Origin of the sequence: Pseudomonas sp. BF-R-24 (assembly GCF_019947335.1) — a bacterium.
GTDB lineage: Bacteria > Pseudomonadota > Gammaproteobacteria > Pseudomonadales > Pseudomonadaceae > Aquipseudomonas > Aquipseudomonas jessenii.
This window is the reverse complement of the sequence record NZ_JAGYGG010000037.1, coordinates 1-16325: the sequence shown is the minus strand read 5'-3', so window position 1 is coordinate 16325 and position 16325 is coordinate 1. Positions and strand designations below refer to the sequence as shown.

The following is a 16325-nucleotide window of genomic DNA, read 5'->3' as shown; positions in this document are numbered from 1 at the left end:
CGATCATGAGTACGTTGCATTGGGCCGGTCTGATTGGACTGGCGATGATCGCCGGGGCGGTGGTGCCGTTTCAGAGCGCGATCAACGTCAATCTCGGGCGCGGGTTGGGCCATCCGCTGTGGGCGACACTCGCCTCGTTGCTGGTGAGCGTCGTGGTGCTGTTGCCGATCATCGTTGCGATGCGTTTGCCGTTGCCATCACTGGCATTCATCAGCAAGGCGCCGCTCTGGATGTGGGCCGGTGGCGCTTTTGGGGTGATATTCATTTCCCTGGCATTGGTGCTGCTGCCCAAGCTGGGTGCCGCGGGGTTCATGGCATTGGCGCTGGCGGGGCAAGTGGTGGGGTCGTTGTTGCTGGATCACTTCGGCTGGTTTGGGTTGGTGGAGCGGCAGATCAACCTGCCCAAGCTGGTGGGAGTGATGTTGTTGATGGCCGGGGTGGTGTTGATCCAGTTTTTTGATGCGCCGGCCAAAGGGTTGGTGACGGCGGGTTGATGGGATAACCGACGATGCGAGGGTGTTCTCCTGGCCGCCTTCGCGAGCAAGCCCGCTCCCACAGGGAGGTACGCGGTTCCTGTGGGAGCGGGCTTGCTCGCGAAAGCGGTCTATGGCATCAGGCCTTGTCGAGTGTGCGCAACTTCTGCGGCAACCCCCACAACAACAGCGCCACGGCGATCAGTGCGCAGACACCAATGACATACAGCGCCGGCGTGGTGCTGCCGGTCAGGTCCTTGATTCGGCCGACCATCACCGGGCTGACGATGCCGCCGAACTGGCCCAGGGTGTTGATCACCGCAATCCCGCCGGCCGCGCCCGCTCCGGCACCGGCCAGCAGTTTCGGCGGCAGGGTCCAGAAGCTCGGGATGGAGGCGATGATCCCGGCACCGAGCAGGCCCAACGCGACAATCAGGAAGGTCGTGTGACTGGCGAAGATCCCCGCACAGAAGAACCCGACCGCACCGACCGCCACCAGTCCGGCGACAAACTTGCGCCGCTCGCCAGTAGCATCGGACAGCCGTCCGATCACCACCATGCTGATGGCGCCGCAGATGTACGGGATAGCCGTCAGCAAGCCGATCATCACCGGACTCTCGGTACCTGCGCTGCGGATCAGTTGCGGCGCCCAGAAATTCAAGCCGTAGGACGCCACCTGAATCAGGAAATAGATCAGCCCCAAAGTCAGGAAGCCCGGAATCCGCAGCGCGGCGAGCAGCGAACCACCGCTCTTGTGCGGCTCATGCTGAGCGATGCGGCTGGCCAGCAAAGTCTTCTCCGAAGGCGTCAGCCAATGGGCGTCTTCGATGCGGTCCTTGAGCAGGGTCAGCACCAGCAAACCGAGGCCGATACACGGAACGCCACCGAGCAGGAACAGCCAGTGCCAGCCACGCATTTGCAGCACACCGTCAAGGTGTTGCAGCACCAGGCCGGAGAACGGCGCGCCCACCAGGCCGGCGAACGCCGACGCCAGGAACAGCATCGAGGTGATTCGCCCGCGATAGTGCTGCGGGAACCACAGGGTCAGGTAATACAGCACGCCCGGAGCGAAACCCGCCTCCATCGCGCCGATCACGAAGCGCAGCACGTAGAACTGCCATTCGCTGTTGACGAACACCATGGCGGCCGTGGCCAGGCCCCAGGACATCATGATCCGGGCGATCCAGCGCCGGGCGCCGACCTTGTACAGCATCATGTTGCTGGGCACTTCGAAAATCACATAACCGACCACGAACAACCCGGCGCCGAGGCCGTAAGCGGTGTCGCTCAGGCTCAGGTCGGCCTGCAGCTGAAACTTGGCGAAGCTGATGTTGATGCGATCGAAAAAGGCGAACAGGTAGCAGACCATGATCAGCGGCATCAGGCGCCAGGCGACTTTGCTGACCAGGGCTTTTTCTTCGTCGTGGCTAACGGCCGGGCTCGCGCCGGCCTCCAGTGCATTAAGGCTCATTGCATTTCTCCAGGCGGACTTCCCGTGGGTGTCCGATTGTTTTTGTTGTCTGGTTGAGGTGCTTTTTTTGTGGGAGCGGGCTTGCTCGCGAAAGCGGTCTGACATTCAGCAAAGATGTCGACTGACACTCCGTCTTCGCGAGCAAGCCCGCTCCCACAGGGTTTCGTGTTTGGTCAGGAGGGTATCGGGTGCAAATCACAATTGCGCCCGGCCTTGGCCAGTTGACCGGGCACTTCATGGCCGAGCAGCGCCGGCAGTCCCCGGGACAGTTTCAGCAGCAGCGGCAGATCGATGCCGGTGTGAATGCCGACTTCATCGCACAGGTTCACCAGATCCTCGGTGCAGATGTTTCCCGATGCCCCCGGTGCGAACGGGCAGCCGCCGAGGCCGCCGAGGGCCGCGTCGAAGCGACGGGCACCGGCCTCGTAAGCGGCCAGCACGTTGCACAGGCCAAGACCGCGAGTGTTGTGAAAATGCAGGGTCAGGTCCGATGGGGAAACCCTTTGCAGCACCCGGCGCACCAGCCGGTCGACCTGACGCGGGTTGGCCATGCCCGTGGTATCGGCCAGGGTGATGCCCTGGATGCCAAGCTCCTGATAGGCGTCGACGATTTGCAGTACCCGGTCCTCATCGATCTTGCCTTCAAACGGGCAGCCGAAGGTGGTGGCGATGCTGGCGTTGAGTCGCACCGGGCTGTCGCCGACGAACTGCACAATCTCGCCGAACGCGGCCAACGAATCTTCACAGCGCATGCGCATGTTCGCCAGGTTGTGGGTCTGGCTCGCGGACATCACCAGGTTCAGCTCATCGACACTGCACGCCAATGCCCGTTGCGCGCCTTTGAGGTTGGGGATCAGCGCGACATAGATCACCCCCGGTTGCCGGCTAATGCCCTTGAACACCAGTTCACCATCGCGCAGCGCAGGAATCGCCTTGGGCGACACGAACGAACCGGCTTCGATGCGGCTGAACCCGGCCAGCGACAGTTGATCGATCAGAGCGATCTTGTCGTGGGTTTCAACCCAGGTCGGCTCGATTTGCAAACCGTCGCGCGGGGACACTTCCTGCACGATCAGGCTGTTGGAATAATCGCTGATCATTGCACCACTCCTTCGACTTTCAGGCGTTCGATGTCTGTTGCAGTCAGGCCCAATTGCGCGAGGATGCCATCGGTGTGCTGGCCCAGCCCGGGGCCGGACCAGTTCACGCCGCCGGGCGTCTCGGAGAGTTTCGGCACGATGCCTGGCATCTTCACCGTGGCGCCACCGGGCAACTCGGCATTGAGCAGCATGTCCCGCGCCTGATAGTGCGGATCGGCGACGATGTCGGCCACCGAGTAGATGCGTCCGGCCGGGACTTCGGCGGCTTCCAGCGCGGCCAGCACTTCGTCGATGGGCAGGCTGCTGGTCCAGTGGGTGATGGCGGCGTCGAGCAGGTTGCTCTTGGCTGCACGCCCGTCGTTGTGGGCGAACTCCGGGGCCTCGGCCAGATCGGCGCGGCCGATGGTTTGCATCAGGCGTTTGTAGATCGGATCGCTGTTGCCGGCGATCACCACGTAGGCACCGTCGGCCGTCAGGTAGGTGTTGGACGGCGCGATGCCCGGCAAGGCACCGCCGCTGCGTTCGCGCACATGGCCAAGCATGTCGTATTCCGGCACCAGGCTTTCCATGACGTTAAACACGCTTTCGGCCAGGGACACATCAACGATTTGCCCGCCGCCCTGCCCGGTCTTGACCCTTAGCAGCGACATCAGCGCACCGATCACCGCATGCAGCGAAGCCAGGGAATCGCCAAGGCTCACGCCGACCCGCGCCGGCGGCGAACCGGGTGTGCCGGTGGTGTAGCGAATCCCGCCCATGGCTTCGCCTATGGCACCAAAACCTGGACGGTCGCGGTAAGGACCGGTCTGGCCGTAACCGGAAATCCGCACCAGCGTCAGGTTGGGGTTGAGCGCATGCAACACGTCCCAACCGAGGCCGAGTTTTTCCAGGGCGCCGGGGCGCAGGTTCTCGATCAGCACATCGGCGCTGGTCGCCAGTTGCTTGACCAGTTCGATGCCTTCAGGGGATTTGAGGTTCAGCGCCAGGGACTTCTTGTTGCGTGATTGCAGGTACCACCACAACGAGGTGCCTTCGTGCAGCTTGCGCCATTTGCGCAGGGGATCGCCCTGGCCTATGGCTTCGATCTTGATCACCTCGGCGCCGAACTCGGCCAGCATGCGCGCCGCAAACGGCGCGGCGATCAGCGTGCCGATCTCGATCACTTTGATCGCACTCAAAGGGGCTGTCATCACGGGGTACCTCTTGTTCTTGGAATATGTGCCAAGGCTAGAGGACAGGTAGCTCGGGAATCCAACCTTCAGTTGGCAACGGGTGTTCGCGAAATGCGAACGCTCTGGGAAATTGTCGTGGCCTCAGGTCCGCCTTCGCGAGCAAGCCCGCTCCCACAGGGGAACGCATTCCAATGTGGGAGCGGGCTTGCTCGCGAAGAGGCCGGCCTAGTCAGCGAAGAGTTATCAGGCTGGCCCGCGCAGATGCTCAAACAACATCCGGCTCACCGGCGACAACAAAGCTTCATCGCGCACCACCAGAATCAACGCCCGGTCCGACCATTCGTCCGTCAGCGGCACCGCGTGCAAACCCAGTGCCCGGCCAAACAATTCATAAGCCTTGTGCGGCAAAATGCCGATGCCCATGTTGGCCTGGATCATCCGACACATCGCATCAAACCCCGGCACATGAATACGAACCCGCAGTACCTTGCCGGCCTGGCGCGCCGCCGCGTGGGTACGCATGTTGATCGAACTGGCGGCATGCAACCCAACGTAATCACTGTCCAGCGTATCGGCGAACGCCACGCTGGACCGACTCGCCAATGGATGGTGCGGCGGCATCAACACCACCAGTTTGTCCTGGCGATACAGCACGCTGTGCAGGTCCTTGATGTCACTGTCGATGGAACAGATCCCGAGGTCGGCCACGCCGTCGAGCACGCCCTGAATCACCCCGGCGCTGGGGCGTTCTTCGAGGTCGGTCTTGACCTGTGGGTGACGCTCGGAAAAATCCCGCAGGTCCTCGGGCAAAAACTGAATGATCGCCGACAGGTTGGCGAGCATCCGCACGTAGCCGCGCACACCGTGGCTGTGCTCGCCCAGTTCAAGTCCCATTTTCTCGACGTTGAACAACATCTGCCGGGCATGGTGCAGCAGGGTTTCACCGGCCGGCGTCAGGGACATGCCCTTGGCCTGGCGCACGAACAGGCTGATGCCCAACGCCTCCTCCAGCTCCATCAAACGCTTGCTCGCCGCCGAGACGGCAATCGCTTCGCGCGCCGCTGCACGGGTCAGCGTGCCCTCCTCGTGCACGGCGACGAACAGTTGCAGGGTGATCAGGTCGAGACGGCGGATCAGGCTTTTTTGCAGCATCGGGTACTCGGCGAAGTCGGCTCAGGCGAAGTCGCAGCATAGCGTTCTTCGCCCACGTCGTGCCGTGGTCCAGGCACCGGTCGTGATAAAGTCGCCGCCCACAGACCTTTTGCCGTGAGACGAAGAACGCAATGACCGATTTCCAGGATGTCGATGCTCAACTTGAAGACTGGAACGCCTTGCGCAGCACCACTTCGTTCAGTGGCTTGCTGGTGGGCAACGGTGCCAGTCGCGCGGTGTGGGACGATTTCGGCTACGAGTCGCTGTTCGAAAACGCCCGCACCGTTGAAGAAAAGCCCCTGAGCCCGTCCGAGTTGAGCGTGTTCGATGCGATGCAGACCCGCAGTTTCGAGCAGGTACTGAGCGCCTTGAAAACCACCAGCCGGGTCAACAAGGCCCTGGCTGTCAGCTCCGCCGCCCCGCGCAATCGCTACTACGCGATCAAGGAAGCGCTGATCAACACCGTGCATGCGGTGCATATCCCGTGGCGGCTGGTAGTGCCTTCGACGCTGGCGACCATCAATCAGGAACTGGCCAGCTACCGCACGGTGTTCACCACCAATTACGACCTGCTCAACTACTGGGCGGTGCAACACCAGCCTGAGGCGATCAGCGATTTGTTCCAGGGCGCCGAGCCCGGTTTCGACCTGAGCGACACGGCCACCGATAAAACCCGTTTGCTGTACCTGCACGGCGGTCTGCATCTGGTGCGCAACCAGGACGGTACGGCGCGCAAGCTGATGTCGACCGAGGGCACGTTGCTGGGCAATTTCGCCATCAACAACACGATCAAGACCCTCGACGACGTGCCGCTGTTCGTCAATGAAGGCCCGAGTGCGGACAAGCTCAAGACCATTCGCAGTTCGGATTACCTGTCGTTCTGCTACGAGCAATTACTCGGTCACGGCCAGGCGCTGTGCATCTTCGGCCAAGCGTTGGGGGAGCAGGACAGCCACATCATCCATGCCTTGCGCCTGGCGAAACCGCAGGTGGTGGCAATCTCGATTTACCCGCGCAGCAAGGCCTTCATTCAGCACCAGAAGCGGCATTACGCGAAGGTGTTTGAGGGGACGGGTGTGGATTTGAGGTTTTTTGATTCGAAGAGCCATGCGTTGGGTGGCACGAAGCTGGCGGTTCCGGTCGAGGTTTAGTACTGGCCGACCTGGCGCTTTCGCGAGCAAGCCCGCTCCCACAGGTGACCGGGTTTCTACAGGAGAAATGCAGTCAAATGTGGGAGCGGGCTTGCTCGCGAAGCTTTTGCAGTCAACTCACTCCTCAGTGCTGTGCACCACCACCAGCAACTGCGCCTGCTCCTCGCCCACCGAACGAATCCGGTGCGGCTTTTGCGCATTGAAGTGCAACGCATCGCCACGATCGAGCAGCACGCGCTCGTTCATGAAGTCCACTTCCACCCGCCCTTCGTGGACGAATAAAAACTCCTCGCCCAAATGCTCCTTGAAGGTCTTGTCGGTGAACTCGGCCGGCGGGTAGATGATGAACGGCAACAAGCTGCGTTCGCTGACCTGATGGGCCAGCACCGCGTAACCCGAATTGTTGTCACTGACGCCCAAGGGTTGCCGTTCGTGGCTACGCACCAGGCTGTAGCTGTCGAGGCTGACGTTGTCTTCAGAGAACAATTCCTCGACCTTCACATTCAGCGCCCTGGCCAGTTTCAGGGCCGCAGCAATCGACGGCGTGTTCAACCCGCGCTCGACTTTCGACAGGTAACTCTTGGTCATGCCGGATTGTTCGGCCAGAGCTTCCAACGTCACGCCAAGTTTTTTTCTGAGTAATTTCAAACGGATAGACATGTAGAGCGATTTATCCATCAAGGAGGCAACGATTTGTCCTTGCCAATGACACACTGTGTCATATAGCCTCTTTAGTGTCATTTGCACTCACCGACGACTTTGCGAGGAACCGGTGAACGGCAAACCCGACGTCCATTGAATCACCCAAAGGACACCGATATGGCCAAGACATTAGCGCTGCCCAAAGAGCAACTGGTCAAGCACGCGCTGAGCCAAATGCAAAATACCCTGGCGGATAATACGTGGACCGCCCGGCAAAAGCTGGCCCTGACCTGCCGCATCCTGTTCGAGCATGGTCACGATTCCGGCCTTGCCGGACAAATCACCGCCCGTGGTCCGCAATCCGGCACTTACTACACTCAACAACTGGGCCTGGGTTTCGACGAAATCACCGCGGGCAACCTGCTGCTGGTCAACGAGGACCTGGAGGTGCTCGAAGGCCACGGCATGCCCAACCCGGCCAATCGTTTTCACAGTTGGGTGTACCGCGCCCGAGCGGATGTGAACTGCATCATTCACACCCATCCGACCCACGTTGCAGCCTTGTCGATGCTGGAAGTGCCGTTGCAGATTTCCCACATGGACCTCTGCCCGCTCTATGACGACTGCGCGTTTCTCGAAGGCTGGCCGGGCGTGCCGGTGGGCAACGAGGAAGGCGAGCTGATTGCCGGGGCACTGGGCGACAAACGGGCGATCCTGCTTTCGCACCATGGCCAATTGTCCACCGGCGGTACCATCGAGGAAGCCTGTGTCATCGCGCAACTGATCGAACGCGCCGCGAAACTGCAACTGCTGGCGATGAGCGCCGGGACCATCAAGCCGATCATTCCCGAACTGGGCCGCGAAGCCCACGACTGGATTGCCCGGCCCAAGCGGCATGCCGCCGCTTTCAACTACTACGCCCGGCAGATCCTGCGCCAACACGCCGATTGCCTGAACTGAACCCATCGATCGAACGGAGAGACACCATGTCCACCGCAAACATTCACGGCATCATCGGCTACACCATCACCCCTTTCACCCCCCACGGCGAGGGCGTTGACCTGGATGCCCTCGGGCGCTCCATCGACCGACTGATCGAGGGCGGCGTACACGCCATCGCACCGCTGGGCAGCACCGGTGAAGGTGCCTATTTGAGCGACGCAGAGTGGGATCAAGTCAGCGAGTTCAGCATCAGGCACGTGGCCAGGCGCGTGCCGACCGTCGTCAGCGTGTCCGACCTGACCACCGCTAAAGCGGTGCGCCGCGCGCGTTTCGCCGAAGCTCAAGGCGCCGATGTGGTGATGGTGCTGCCCACGTCCTACTGGAAACTCAGCGAAGCGGAGATCCTCGCCCATTACCGCGCCATCGGCGACAGCATCGGCGTGCCGATCATGCTCTACAACAACCCGGCCACCAGCGGCACCGACATGTCGGTGGACCTGATCCTGCGCATCGTCAACGCCGTGGAAAACGTGACCATGGTCAAGGAGAGCACCGGCGACATCCAGCGCATGCATCAACTGCAACGTCTCGGCGAAGGCCAGGTGCCGTTCTACAACGGCTGCAATCCGTTGGCCCTGGAGGCCTTCGCCGCCGGCGCAAAAGGCTGGTGCACCGCTGCGCCGAACCTGATCCCGCAGCTCAACCTGGATTTGTACGAAGCAGTGCTGGCCAACGATTTGCGCAAGGCTCGCGAGCTGTTCTATCGCCAGTTGCCGCTGCTGGATTTCATCCTCAAGGGTGGCTTGCCGGCGACGATCAAGGCGGGTTTGCGGGCGACGGGTCTGGAGGTGGGGGATCCGCGGCTGCCGGTGTTTGCGTTGAGTGAGGCAGGTTGTGGTCAGTTGCAAGGGCTGCTGAACGCCTTGCGCTGATCTCCAACCACACACAAAAACATTGTGGGAGCGAGCCTGCTCGCGATTACGGTCTATCAGTCAACATCACTGCTGAATGTGCTGACCTCATCGCGAGCAGGCTCGCTCCCACAGGGATACTCAGTAAAGTTGAAACTGTGATTCAAAGCACCGGCAACGTCTTGTCCTTGACCAACTTGGACGAACCGTTGGCCTTCACGCTGGCGATGCCTTTCTCCATGGCGGCATCGGAGGAATAGGTCTCGCTGCTGCCGATGATCTCGTGGTTGCCCGCCTTCAGGTTGAAATACGGGTGGCCATCCTTGGTGATTTTCTTCTCGTAACGCTCATCCAGCGGGCTGTTGGCCTGGACCGAGGCAATGCCTTTGTCGGCGGCGGCGTGGGTGGTGTACAGCTCGCTGGTCAGAATGGTCTCGGCGTTGGCCGCCTTGAGGACAAACCTGAACTGGCCATTGCTGCTTTTGCTCACTTCATACCATCCGGACATGCTCTTTCTCCTTGGCGATTGAAAGGTTGTGCGCTTCACAGTAAAGACCAGCCTAGGGTTTCTGTCGCCTGCTCTGGCCCCTTCGCGAGCAAGCTCGCTCCCACAGTAGATTTGTGTACACCAGACCATTGTGGGAGTGAGCTTGCTCGCGATGGCGTCGACACGATCTTCCTTACTTCACCGCAGCCCGCACCACCGACAACTCCGGTGCTGACGTCCGCCGCTGGCTCAGATACCGCGTACAACTCACCCGCAGGAACGAAGCGAAATTGACCACTTCGCCGCGATAGTCCATCACCTCTTCATACAGCTTGGCGATCAACTGATTGGTGGTCATGCCGTCGACCTCGGCGATTTCGCTGAGGATGTCCCAGAACTGATTCTCCAGCCGCAAGGTGGTGACCACCCCGCAGATGCGCAGCGAGCGGGAGCGCGATTCGTAGAGTATCGGGTCGGCTTTGACGTACAGCTCGCACATGGGCATGCCCCTCTTTACAGCGTGATTTTAGTACCCAGCAACCCCAGGAAACCGGCCAGCCAGTTCGGATGCGCAGGCCAGGCCGGAGCCGTGGCCAGATTGCCCTGGACATGGCCGTCCGTCACCGGAATATCGATATACGTACCGCCCGCCAGCCGCACCTCCGGAGCGCAGGCCGGATAAGCGCTGCATTCGCGACCTTCGAGAACACCCGCTGCCGCCAGCAACTGCGCGCCATGGCACACGGCAGCGATCGGCTTGCCAGCCTTGTCGAACGCACGCACCAGTTCCAGGACTTTTTCGTTCAGGCGCAGGTACTCCGGCGCACGGCCGCCCGGAATCAGCACCGCGTCATAATCGGCGGCGTTGACCTTGGCGAAATCGAAGTTCAGGGCAAACAGGTGACCGGGTTTTTCACTGTAGGTCTGGTCTCCTTCAAAGTCATGGATCGCCGTGCGCACGGTCTGGCCGGCAGCCTTGTCCGGGCAAACGGCGTGCACCGTGTGACCGACCATCAGCAACGCCTGGAACGGCACCATCACTTCATAGTCTTCGACGTAATCACCGACCAGCATCAGAATTTTTTTCGCAGCCATGGGGAGGACTCCTCTGGAAGTGGGCGTGCAGGAGTATTCAAGGTAGTCCTTATCCGTGGGGGTGGGTAATAACCTGCTACTACGGCGTTATCGTTCTTCGCGAGCAAGTCGGATCGCCGCACCGCCGCTCCCACATTGGAATGCGTTTCCCCTGTGGGAGCGGGCTTGCTCGCGAAGAGGCCCGCAAACTGTACGGATAAGTCTGTGCCTAGCTGTAACAGCGAAAAACCCAAGGTTTATGGCTATATGGAGCCTTACCCCATCACCCCATATTCTGGTTGCCATCATGTCTTCGCGCGAAAACACCGGCATGGCCCTGGGCCTGCTCGGCGTTGTGATATTCAGCCTCACCCTGCCCTTCACGCGGATCGTCGTGCAGGAACTTCACCCGCTGCTCAATGGCCTGGGCCGGGCACTGTTTGCAGCAGTTCCGGCGGCGTTGCTGTTGCTGTGGCACCGGGAAAAATGGCCGACCTGGAAGCAGGTCAAAGGCCTGACGCTGGTGATGGCCGGGGTGATCCTCGGTTTCCCGGTGTTGTCGGCCTGGGCCATGCAAACCTTGCCGGCGTCCCACGGTGCGCTGGTCAACGGCTTGCAGCCGCTGTGCGTGGCGCTGTACGCCGCGTGGTTGTCCCATGAGCGACCTTCGAAAGCCTTCTGGGCCTGCGCTGCATTGGGCAGTGCGCTGGTGCTCGGTTATGCACTGATCAGCGGTGCCGGCAGCATTCAGGCCGGTGACTTGCTGATGCTTGGCGCCATTGCAGTGGGCGGATTGGGTTACGCCGAGGGAGGCCGGCTGGCCAGGGAGATGGGCGGCTGGCAGGTGATCTGCTGGGCGCTGGTGCTGTCGACGCCGCTGCTGATCGGCCCGGTGGTGTATCTGGCACTGCAACATCAGGGCGAGATTTCCGCCAAGACCTGGTGGGCCTTCGGATATGTCTCGCTGTTTTCGCAGTTCATCGGTTTCTTTGCCTGGTACGCCGGACTGGCCATGGGTGGCATCGCCCGGGTCAGTCAGATCCAGTTGCTGCAGATCTTTTTCACCATCGCCTTCTCGGCGCTGTTCTTCGGTGAACATGTGGAGCCGATTACCTGGCTGTTTGCTGGCGGGGTGATCGTGACGGTGATGCTCGGGCGCAAGACAGCGATCAAACCCAATCCTGTGGGAGCGAGCTTGCTCGCGAAGGACTTGAAACCGACGCGTTGATTCAGAAAGCACGCGTTATCGTTGACGTCCATCGCGAGCTAGCTCGCTCCTACAACAGGATCAGAGGTAACCGTCGGAGCGCAGCAGGGTTTCCAGGCAATGCTCGCTGATGTGATAGAAATCCTTCAGCTCCTGAATCTTCGCCAGCAACTGGGCCGGGTCCATCGGCTCTGCGCGTTTGACCGCCAGGATCATCTTATTCTTGTTGGTGTGGTCCAGTGAGATGAACTCGAACACCTTGGTCTCGTAACCGCAGGCCTCAAGGAACAACGCGCGCAAACTGTCGGTGACCATCTCCGCCTGCTGGCCCAGGTGCAAGCCGTATTGCAGCATCGGCTTGAGCAGCGCCGGGCTCTGGATTTGCAGGCGGATCTGTTTGTGGCAGCACGGCGAGCACATGATGATCGCCGCTCCGGAACGGATGCCGGTGTGGATCGCATAGTCGGTGGCGATATCGCAGGCATGCAGGGCGATCATCACGTCCAGCTCGCTCGGCGCCACGCTGCGCACGTCACCGCACTTGAACACCAGCCCGGGGTGTTCAAGCTTGGCGGCGGCGGCGTTGCACAGGGTGACCATATCTTCACGCAGCTCGACGCCGGTCACCTCGCCTTCGGCCTTCAAGGTGTTGCGCAGGTAATCGTGGATGGCGAAGGTCAGGTAGCCCTTGCCCGATCCGAAGTCCGCCACACGCACCGGCTTGTCCAGCGCCAGGGGGGACGACGTCAGCGCATGGCTGAACACTTCGATGAACTTGTTGATCTGCTTCCACTTGCGCGACATCGCCGGGATCAGCTCGTGCTTGCTGTTGGTCACACCGAGGTCGGCGAGAAACGGCCGACTCAGGTCAAGAAAACGGTTTTTCTCACGGTTGTGCTCGGCCGATGGCACTTCGCGCAATTGCTGAGGTTGGCTCTTGAACAGCGATGACTTGCCTTTTTTGCTGTATTCGAGCTGGGCTTCGTCGGTCAACGACAACAAATGCGCATTTTTGAACGACTCCGGTAGCAGCCCGGCAATGCTCGCCACACCTTCGACCAGCGGCAGGTTCTTGGTGATATCGCGGGTCTTGTAGCGGTAGACAAAAGACAGGCAAGGCTGCGCCTTGACCGTCACCGGTTTGATGATGATCCGCTGCAGGTCCGTTTCATCACCCACGTATTTGGCCAGCACCAGTTTGATGAATGCGTTGTGCTCGAGGCTCGATTGCAACAGGTCGATGAACTGGGCGTGATGATCCGGCGCGAGGCTGGCGGGAGTGGCGGTGACGGACATGGAAAAACGGCCTCGGCAATACGAATCGGGGAATGCCGGGTATTTTAGGGGGGACGAGGGTTTTGGGCACGGGGTAATTTTGCGCCAGGTCCCGTTCCCGCCGATCGGGACCTGAATCCAACCGTCGCTACCTCATGGCTCCACCAGTCGAAGTTTGCGATTGGTCGGCGAGTTGATGACGAACTTGACGATCAACCCTACCGGCACCGCCCACGTCAGACCGTTGACCGGATCAGTGACCACGGCGACAGTTTCGGAACTTGCAGCCAGATCCAGACGTCGGCGATCGTTGCTGGATTTGAGTAATCCATATGCATGGCTGACCAGCCGCTCCGCCTGGTGCATCGGCATATCCAGACTCTGCAAATGCCTCACCGCACGGCAGAACAGCACTTGATCATCAATCACACCCTCGCCTTCATGACGGGTCAGAAACGCCTGCGCTATGGCCAATAGCTCCTCATTCAAATGGGCCTGTTCATCAACCTCCTTCATGCTCAAGACTCCTGTTGCGCTTGCGCCGCCGGAGCACTCTCGACGACAGGCCGTGCGGCGCGGCGCAAGTCAGGTCCGGCGCACGGCAGGTGCACGGCCGGATTGGGCATGCCACTGGGGGAAAGCTCATGGGTCATTTCGAACTCGGCCCGTACCGACCAGCCACAGGCCTCCGACGTACATTGCAGGTATGCCACCCGCAGGAAGATATGCCGCCCTTCGCTGGTACGTATGCGCATCCGGCTCAAGCAGTGCGGGCACACCATCTTGTAAGTACTCATACATGCTTCCCTTGGGCCATCCGGTGGTAATCGAATTGATCAAACGCAATACTGTTTGAAACACAATTGGTGAAAGACAGGTGCTGCAAATAACGTCCGCCAGACAAAAGGAAGTGCAACGGGTGGACACGTAATAGATACGAGCCAAGCTCGTAGGAAATCACCCTGATACCATTAGGAAGTTTCGACATCGTATTCTTCTGATTCATAGTTGACGATTGATTACTTACAAGAAAAAAAGTACTCATTACGCATACGTTAAGCACTCAAAAAGCATATGTCAAAAGGAAGAGGCTCAAATTGCGTAGCAAAAAATCACAAGCTGTTTTGGCCCGCCTGAAGCAAATCACGGGTACAAAAACTGACGCATCCCTGTCTTCTGCGCTACAGATCAGCCCCCAGACACTCAGTAGCTGGAAAGGCCGCGACAGCACGCCATACTCATTATGCGTAGATATTGCACAGGCTCGCGGCATCTCCCTTGACTGGTTGCTGCTGGGCGAGGGCCCCATGCTGCGGCAGCCCCATGTCAACGCTCCTGCAAATGTTGCGGAAACTGCAACAACGCAGGAAAGCACCATCCTTTCGCTGTGGCGATTGCTTGATGAGGATGACCGCTGTGCAATACAAAACGCATTGGAGGAAAAGCGACGCCTGCGGGATCTGGAAACACAACTTTCGGAAATGGCCGCTATCCTGGCCTCACTTGGACACTCAAACAAAACCTGACTTGAAGTCCGACGCTTCAATGCTTGAAGGCATGCCACAAAACAATAATGTTGCCACTACTGCGAACAATCATTACGCATGAAAAAACACTCACCACTGCATGCCATGGGCTCACCGGCAGGAATGTCAGCAGTACATCGATGCCGGCAAAGCAGAACACTGCGCCAAGCAAGCTGATCAATATCCTGTCGCACCAGTGGTAACGTTGTTCGTCGCGCTGGTAACACGCCAGCCTGAACGCACTGACCAGGTGAGCCACGCCCGCCACCCACACCAGAGCCGCCATCTCAAAGGTCATTGCCCTCGCCCTCTGAGATGACGAAGGATGTCACCGAGGCCGGCGCCATCGATCCACTGCATGAGCTTGATGCTGATGGGAATGACCAGCAACGCGCACAGAAAGGCCGTCACACCGGCTGTCAGAAAAGGCGCCAGTGGCTGGGCGACCGGGGCAAACAGGTAACCGACACCCGCCGACAACAGCCAGGAACCGATGCGTTGCCAGGCCTTGAAGTTGCCGCGAGTGGTCGTGACCAGCCACGCGCCAAGCGTCGCGCCGAACAGGGCTTCTCCATCGATAGCCGGCAACGTCGCAATACCCAACCCCACCATGAGCCCGCTGATACTGTTGTAGGTAGAATCAGTCAGGCTCATGGGTCTCTCGCGACTGCAATGGCTCAACAGTGATGGCTCCCGACTTCAGCGCCTTGAACACGGCAGCGTTGCGAGATCTGACGGCGAACTTGCGGCGGATATTGGAAAAGTGGAAGTTGATGGTGGATTCCGAGCAACTCTGAATCCTGGCGATCTCCCAGGACGTCTTGCCTTTGAGGCACCACTCCAGGGCTTGTGTCTCTTTCGTTGTCAGTTGCACCAGCGGAGTAAGCATTGCGCTACCGGGTGCATCCTCCACCAAGGTTTCCAGCGTTTGTTGCGTTTTCATAAGAACTCCCTCTACACAGAACGCCCATCGCAGGGCGTGCACCATGAGAGAGATGTTGAAGACAAGCTCCCCGCCGGACAACGTTCGGGAACTGTGTCGCGGCGCATTACAAAAGCAGATGAAGCCCTGGCTTAACCCAGCACCACCAGACGATTTGGCAGCTCGTTGCGCACATGGGTCACCGGCACATGTACCTTGAGCAACTCGCCACAGGCCTCGACGCAACTGACAAAGCCCTGCAGCGTCTGCCCCTGTTTCACCTGCTGGGTGAATGTCGCGACGATCGCGTCCCAGTTCTTGTTGTCCAGGCGACTGGAAATCCCTTCATCCACCAGGATCTCCACGTAACGCTCGGCCTCGGAAACGAAAATCAGCATGCCGGTGCTGCCCTCGGTGTGGTGCAGGTTCTGCTCCAGGAACTGCCGGCGCGCCAGGTTCGAGGCACGCCAGTGGCGCACCGAGCGCGGGATCAGATGGGTGGTGACTTTCGGCAGGCGGAACACCAGGCACAGCACGATGAAGATGGCCCACTGCACCATCAGCAGGCTGTGCATGGTCAGCCAGCCGGTGAGGTAATGCACGATGCCCGGCACCAGCAGCGCCAGCAGGCTGGCCCACAGTAACGGGATGTACGCATAGTCGTCGGCGCGGGCTGCGAGTACTGTCACCAGCTCTGCATCTGTCTCGCGCTCGACCCGGGCAATGGCCTCGGCCACCTTGCGTTGTTCGTGTTCCGTCAGTAATGCCATGTCGTGAAGTGCCTGCTCGTTTTTATTATCACCAGCCGCCGGACGAACCG

21 protein-coding genes are annotated in these 16325 nt (G+C 60.0%); 6 read left to right on the top strand and 15 right to left on the bottom strand.

The window, feature by feature from the left end; all coding sequences use genetic code 11:
- The first annotated feature begins 5 nt into the window (after positions 1 to 5).
- Positions 6 to 494: a DMT family transporter gene (locus tag KGA98_RS23195; RefSeq protein ID WP_150814264.1), complete on the top strand. Its 489-nt coding sequence runs from the start codon at positions 6 to 8 to the stop codon at positions 492 to 494.
- 118 nt (positions 495 to 612) lie between these two features.
- Here KGA98_RS23195 and KGA98_RS23190 read toward each other — a convergent pair whose 3' ends face one another.
- The 4 genes from KGA98_RS23190 to KGA98_RS23175 all read right to left on the bottom strand — a co-directional run bounded on the left by KGA98_RS23190 (position 613) and on the right by KGA98_RS23175 (position 5368).
- Positions 613 to 1944: an MFS transporter gene (locus KGA98_RS23190; RefSeq protein ID WP_154861768.1), complete on the bottom strand. Its 1332-nt coding sequence runs from the start codon at positions 1942 to 1944 to the stop codon at positions 613 to 615.
- A gap of 173 nt (positions 1945 to 2117) precedes the next feature.
- Positions 2118 to 3044 carry a hydroxymethylglutaryl-CoA lyase gene (locus KGA98_RS23185; RefSeq protein WP_223504033.1) on the bottom strand — a complete coding sequence of 309 codons (927 nt, stop codon included), beginning with the start codon at positions 3042 to 3044 and terminating at the stop codon, positions 2118 to 2120.
- Positions 3041 to 4234, bottom strand: coding sequence for a CaiB/BaiF CoA transferase family protein (locus KGA98_RS23180; RefSeq protein ID WP_223504031.1), 1194 nt, complete (start codon positions 4232 to 4234; stop codon positions 3041 to 3043). Before KGA98_RS23180 ends, KGA98_RS23185 begins: the two co-directional genes overlap by 4 nt.
- Positions 4235 to 4459: 225 nt before the next feature.
- Positions 4460 to 5368: a LysR family transcriptional regulator gene (locus tag KGA98_RS23175; protein ID WP_223504029.1), complete on the bottom strand. Its 909-nt coding sequence runs from the start codon at positions 5366 to 5368 to the stop codon at positions 4460 to 4462.
- A 131-nt stretch (positions 5369 to 5499) separates the two neighbouring features.
- Between KGA98_RS23175 and KGA98_RS23170 the strand changes: the two genes are divergently transcribed.
- The gene (locus KGA98_RS23170) at positions 5500 to 6519 is read left to right on the top strand and encodes a DUF4917 family protein (protein ID WP_223504027.1); all 1020 of its coding nucleotides are present in this window, start codon (positions 5500 to 5502) and stop codon (positions 6517 to 6519) included.
- Positions 6520 to 6636: 117 nt separating this feature from the next.
- On the opposite strand, the gene KGA98_RS23165 is transcribed toward KGA98_RS23170, so the two are convergent.
- Positions 6637 to 7179 (bottom strand): helix-turn-helix domain-containing protein, encoded by a 543-nt coding sequence (locus KGA98_RS23165; protein WP_223504025.1) that lies wholly within the window; start codon positions 7177 to 7179, stop codon positions 6637 to 6639.
- Positions 7180 to 7338: 159 nt separating this feature from the next.
- Here KGA98_RS23165 and KGA98_RS23160 point away from each other — a divergent pair, with 159 nt between their 5' ends.
- Complete coding sequence (locus tag KGA98_RS23160; RefSeq protein ID WP_223504023.1) at positions 7339 to 8121, top strand: aldolase; 783 nt, start codon at positions 7339 to 7341, stop codon at positions 8119 to 8121.
- Between the two features lie 26 nt (positions 8122 to 8147).
- The gene (locus tag KGA98_RS23155; protein WP_154946606.1) at positions 8148 to 9035 is read left to right on the top strand and encodes a dihydrodipicolinate synthase family protein; all 888 of its coding nucleotides are present in this window, start codon (positions 8148 to 8150) and stop codon (positions 9033 to 9035) included.
- Positions 9036 to 9177: 142 nt separating this feature from the next.
- Here the strand turns inward: KGA98_RS23155 and KGA98_RS23150 are convergent, their stop codons facing one another.
- The 3 genes from KGA98_RS23150 to KGA98_RS23140 form a co-directional block, all read right to left on the bottom strand.
- Complete coding sequence (locus KGA98_RS23150) at positions 9178 to 9522, bottom strand: YegP family protein (protein WP_223504020.1); 345 nt, start codon at positions 9520 to 9522, stop codon at positions 9178 to 9180.
- Positions 9523 to 9694: 172 nt separating this feature from the next.
- Positions 9695 to 10000, bottom strand: coding sequence for a ribbon-helix-helix domain-containing protein (locus tag KGA98_RS23145; protein WP_090453597.1), 306 nt, complete (start codon positions 9998 to 10000; stop codon positions 9695 to 9697).
- Positions 10001 to 10014: 14 nt separating this feature from the next.
- On the bottom strand, positions 10015 to 10596 hold the full coding sequence (locus KGA98_RS23140) for a DJ-1/PfpI family protein (RefSeq protein ID WP_008051822.1): 582 nt from the start codon (positions 10594 to 10596) through the stop codon (positions 10015 to 10017).
- A 286-nt stretch (positions 10597 to 10882) separates the two neighbouring features.
- On the opposite strand from KGA98_RS23140, the gene KGA98_RS23135 reads away from it, so the two are divergent.
- The gene (locus tag KGA98_RS23135; RefSeq protein ID WP_057716057.1) at positions 10883 to 11803 is read left to right on the top strand and encodes a DMT family transporter; all 921 of its coding nucleotides are present in this window, start codon (positions 10883 to 10885) and stop codon (positions 11801 to 11803) included.
- A gap of 60 nt (positions 11804 to 11863) precedes the next feature.
- Here the strand turns inward: KGA98_RS23135 and KGA98_RS23130 are convergent, their stop codons facing one another.
- The 3 genes from KGA98_RS23130 to KGA98_RS23120 all read right to left on the bottom strand — a co-directional run bounded on the left by KGA98_RS23130 (position 11864) and on the right by KGA98_RS23120 (position 13854).
- Positions 11864 to 13078: a class I SAM-dependent methyltransferase gene (locus KGA98_RS23130; RefSeq protein WP_223504017.1), complete on the bottom strand. Its 1215-nt coding sequence runs from the start codon at positions 13076 to 13078 to the stop codon at positions 11864 to 11866.
- Between the two features lie 132 nt (positions 13079 to 13210).
- Positions 13211 to 13573, bottom strand: coding sequence for a hypothetical protein (locus KGA98_RS23125; RefSeq protein WP_057716059.1), 363 nt, complete (start codon positions 13571 to 13573; stop codon positions 13211 to 13213).
- A gap of 2 nt (positions 13574 to 13575) precedes the next feature.
- The gene (locus KGA98_RS23120; RefSeq protein ID WP_223504015.1) at positions 13576 to 13854 is read right to left on the bottom strand and encodes an ogr/Delta-like zinc finger family protein; all 279 of its coding nucleotides are present in this window, start codon (positions 13852 to 13854) and stop codon (positions 13576 to 13578) included.
- Positions 13855 to 14154: 300 nt separating this feature from the next.
- Here KGA98_RS23120 and KGA98_RS23115 point away from each other — a divergent pair, with 300 nt between their 5' ends.
- A complete protein-coding gene (locus KGA98_RS23115; RefSeq protein WP_223504012.1) occupies positions 14155 to 14583 on the top strand; it encodes a helix-turn-helix domain-containing protein in 429 nt (142 codons plus the stop codon).
- 16 nt (positions 14584 to 14599) lie between these two features.
- Here KGA98_RS23115 and KGA98_RS23110 read toward each other — a convergent pair whose 3' ends face one another.
- From KGA98_RS23110 to KGA98_RS23095, 4 genes are all read right to left on the bottom strand, one after another.
- A complete protein-coding gene (locus KGA98_RS23110) occupies positions 14600 to 14881 on the bottom strand; it encodes a phage holin family protein (RefSeq protein WP_223504011.1) in 282 nt (93 codons plus the stop codon).
- Complete coding sequence (locus KGA98_RS23105) at positions 14878 to 15237, bottom strand: putative holin (protein WP_223504009.1); 360 nt, start codon at positions 15235 to 15237, stop codon at positions 14878 to 14880. The genes KGA98_RS23110 and KGA98_RS23105 overlap by 4 nt, the downstream gene beginning before the upstream one ends.
- Positions 15224 to 15526, bottom strand: a complete 303-nt coding sequence (locus KGA98_RS23100) for a helix-turn-helix domain-containing protein (RefSeq protein WP_223504007.1) — start codon at positions 15524 to 15526, stop codon at positions 15224 to 15226. The genes KGA98_RS23105 and KGA98_RS23100 overlap by 14 nt, the downstream gene beginning before the upstream one ends.
- Before the next feature lie 131 nt (positions 15527 to 15657).
- Positions 15658 to 16275 (bottom strand): TPM domain-containing protein, encoded by a 618-nt coding sequence (locus KGA98_RS23095; protein WP_057716065.1) that lies wholly within the window; start codon positions 16273 to 16275, stop codon positions 15658 to 15660.
- Positions 16276 to 16325 lie beyond the last annotated feature (50 nt).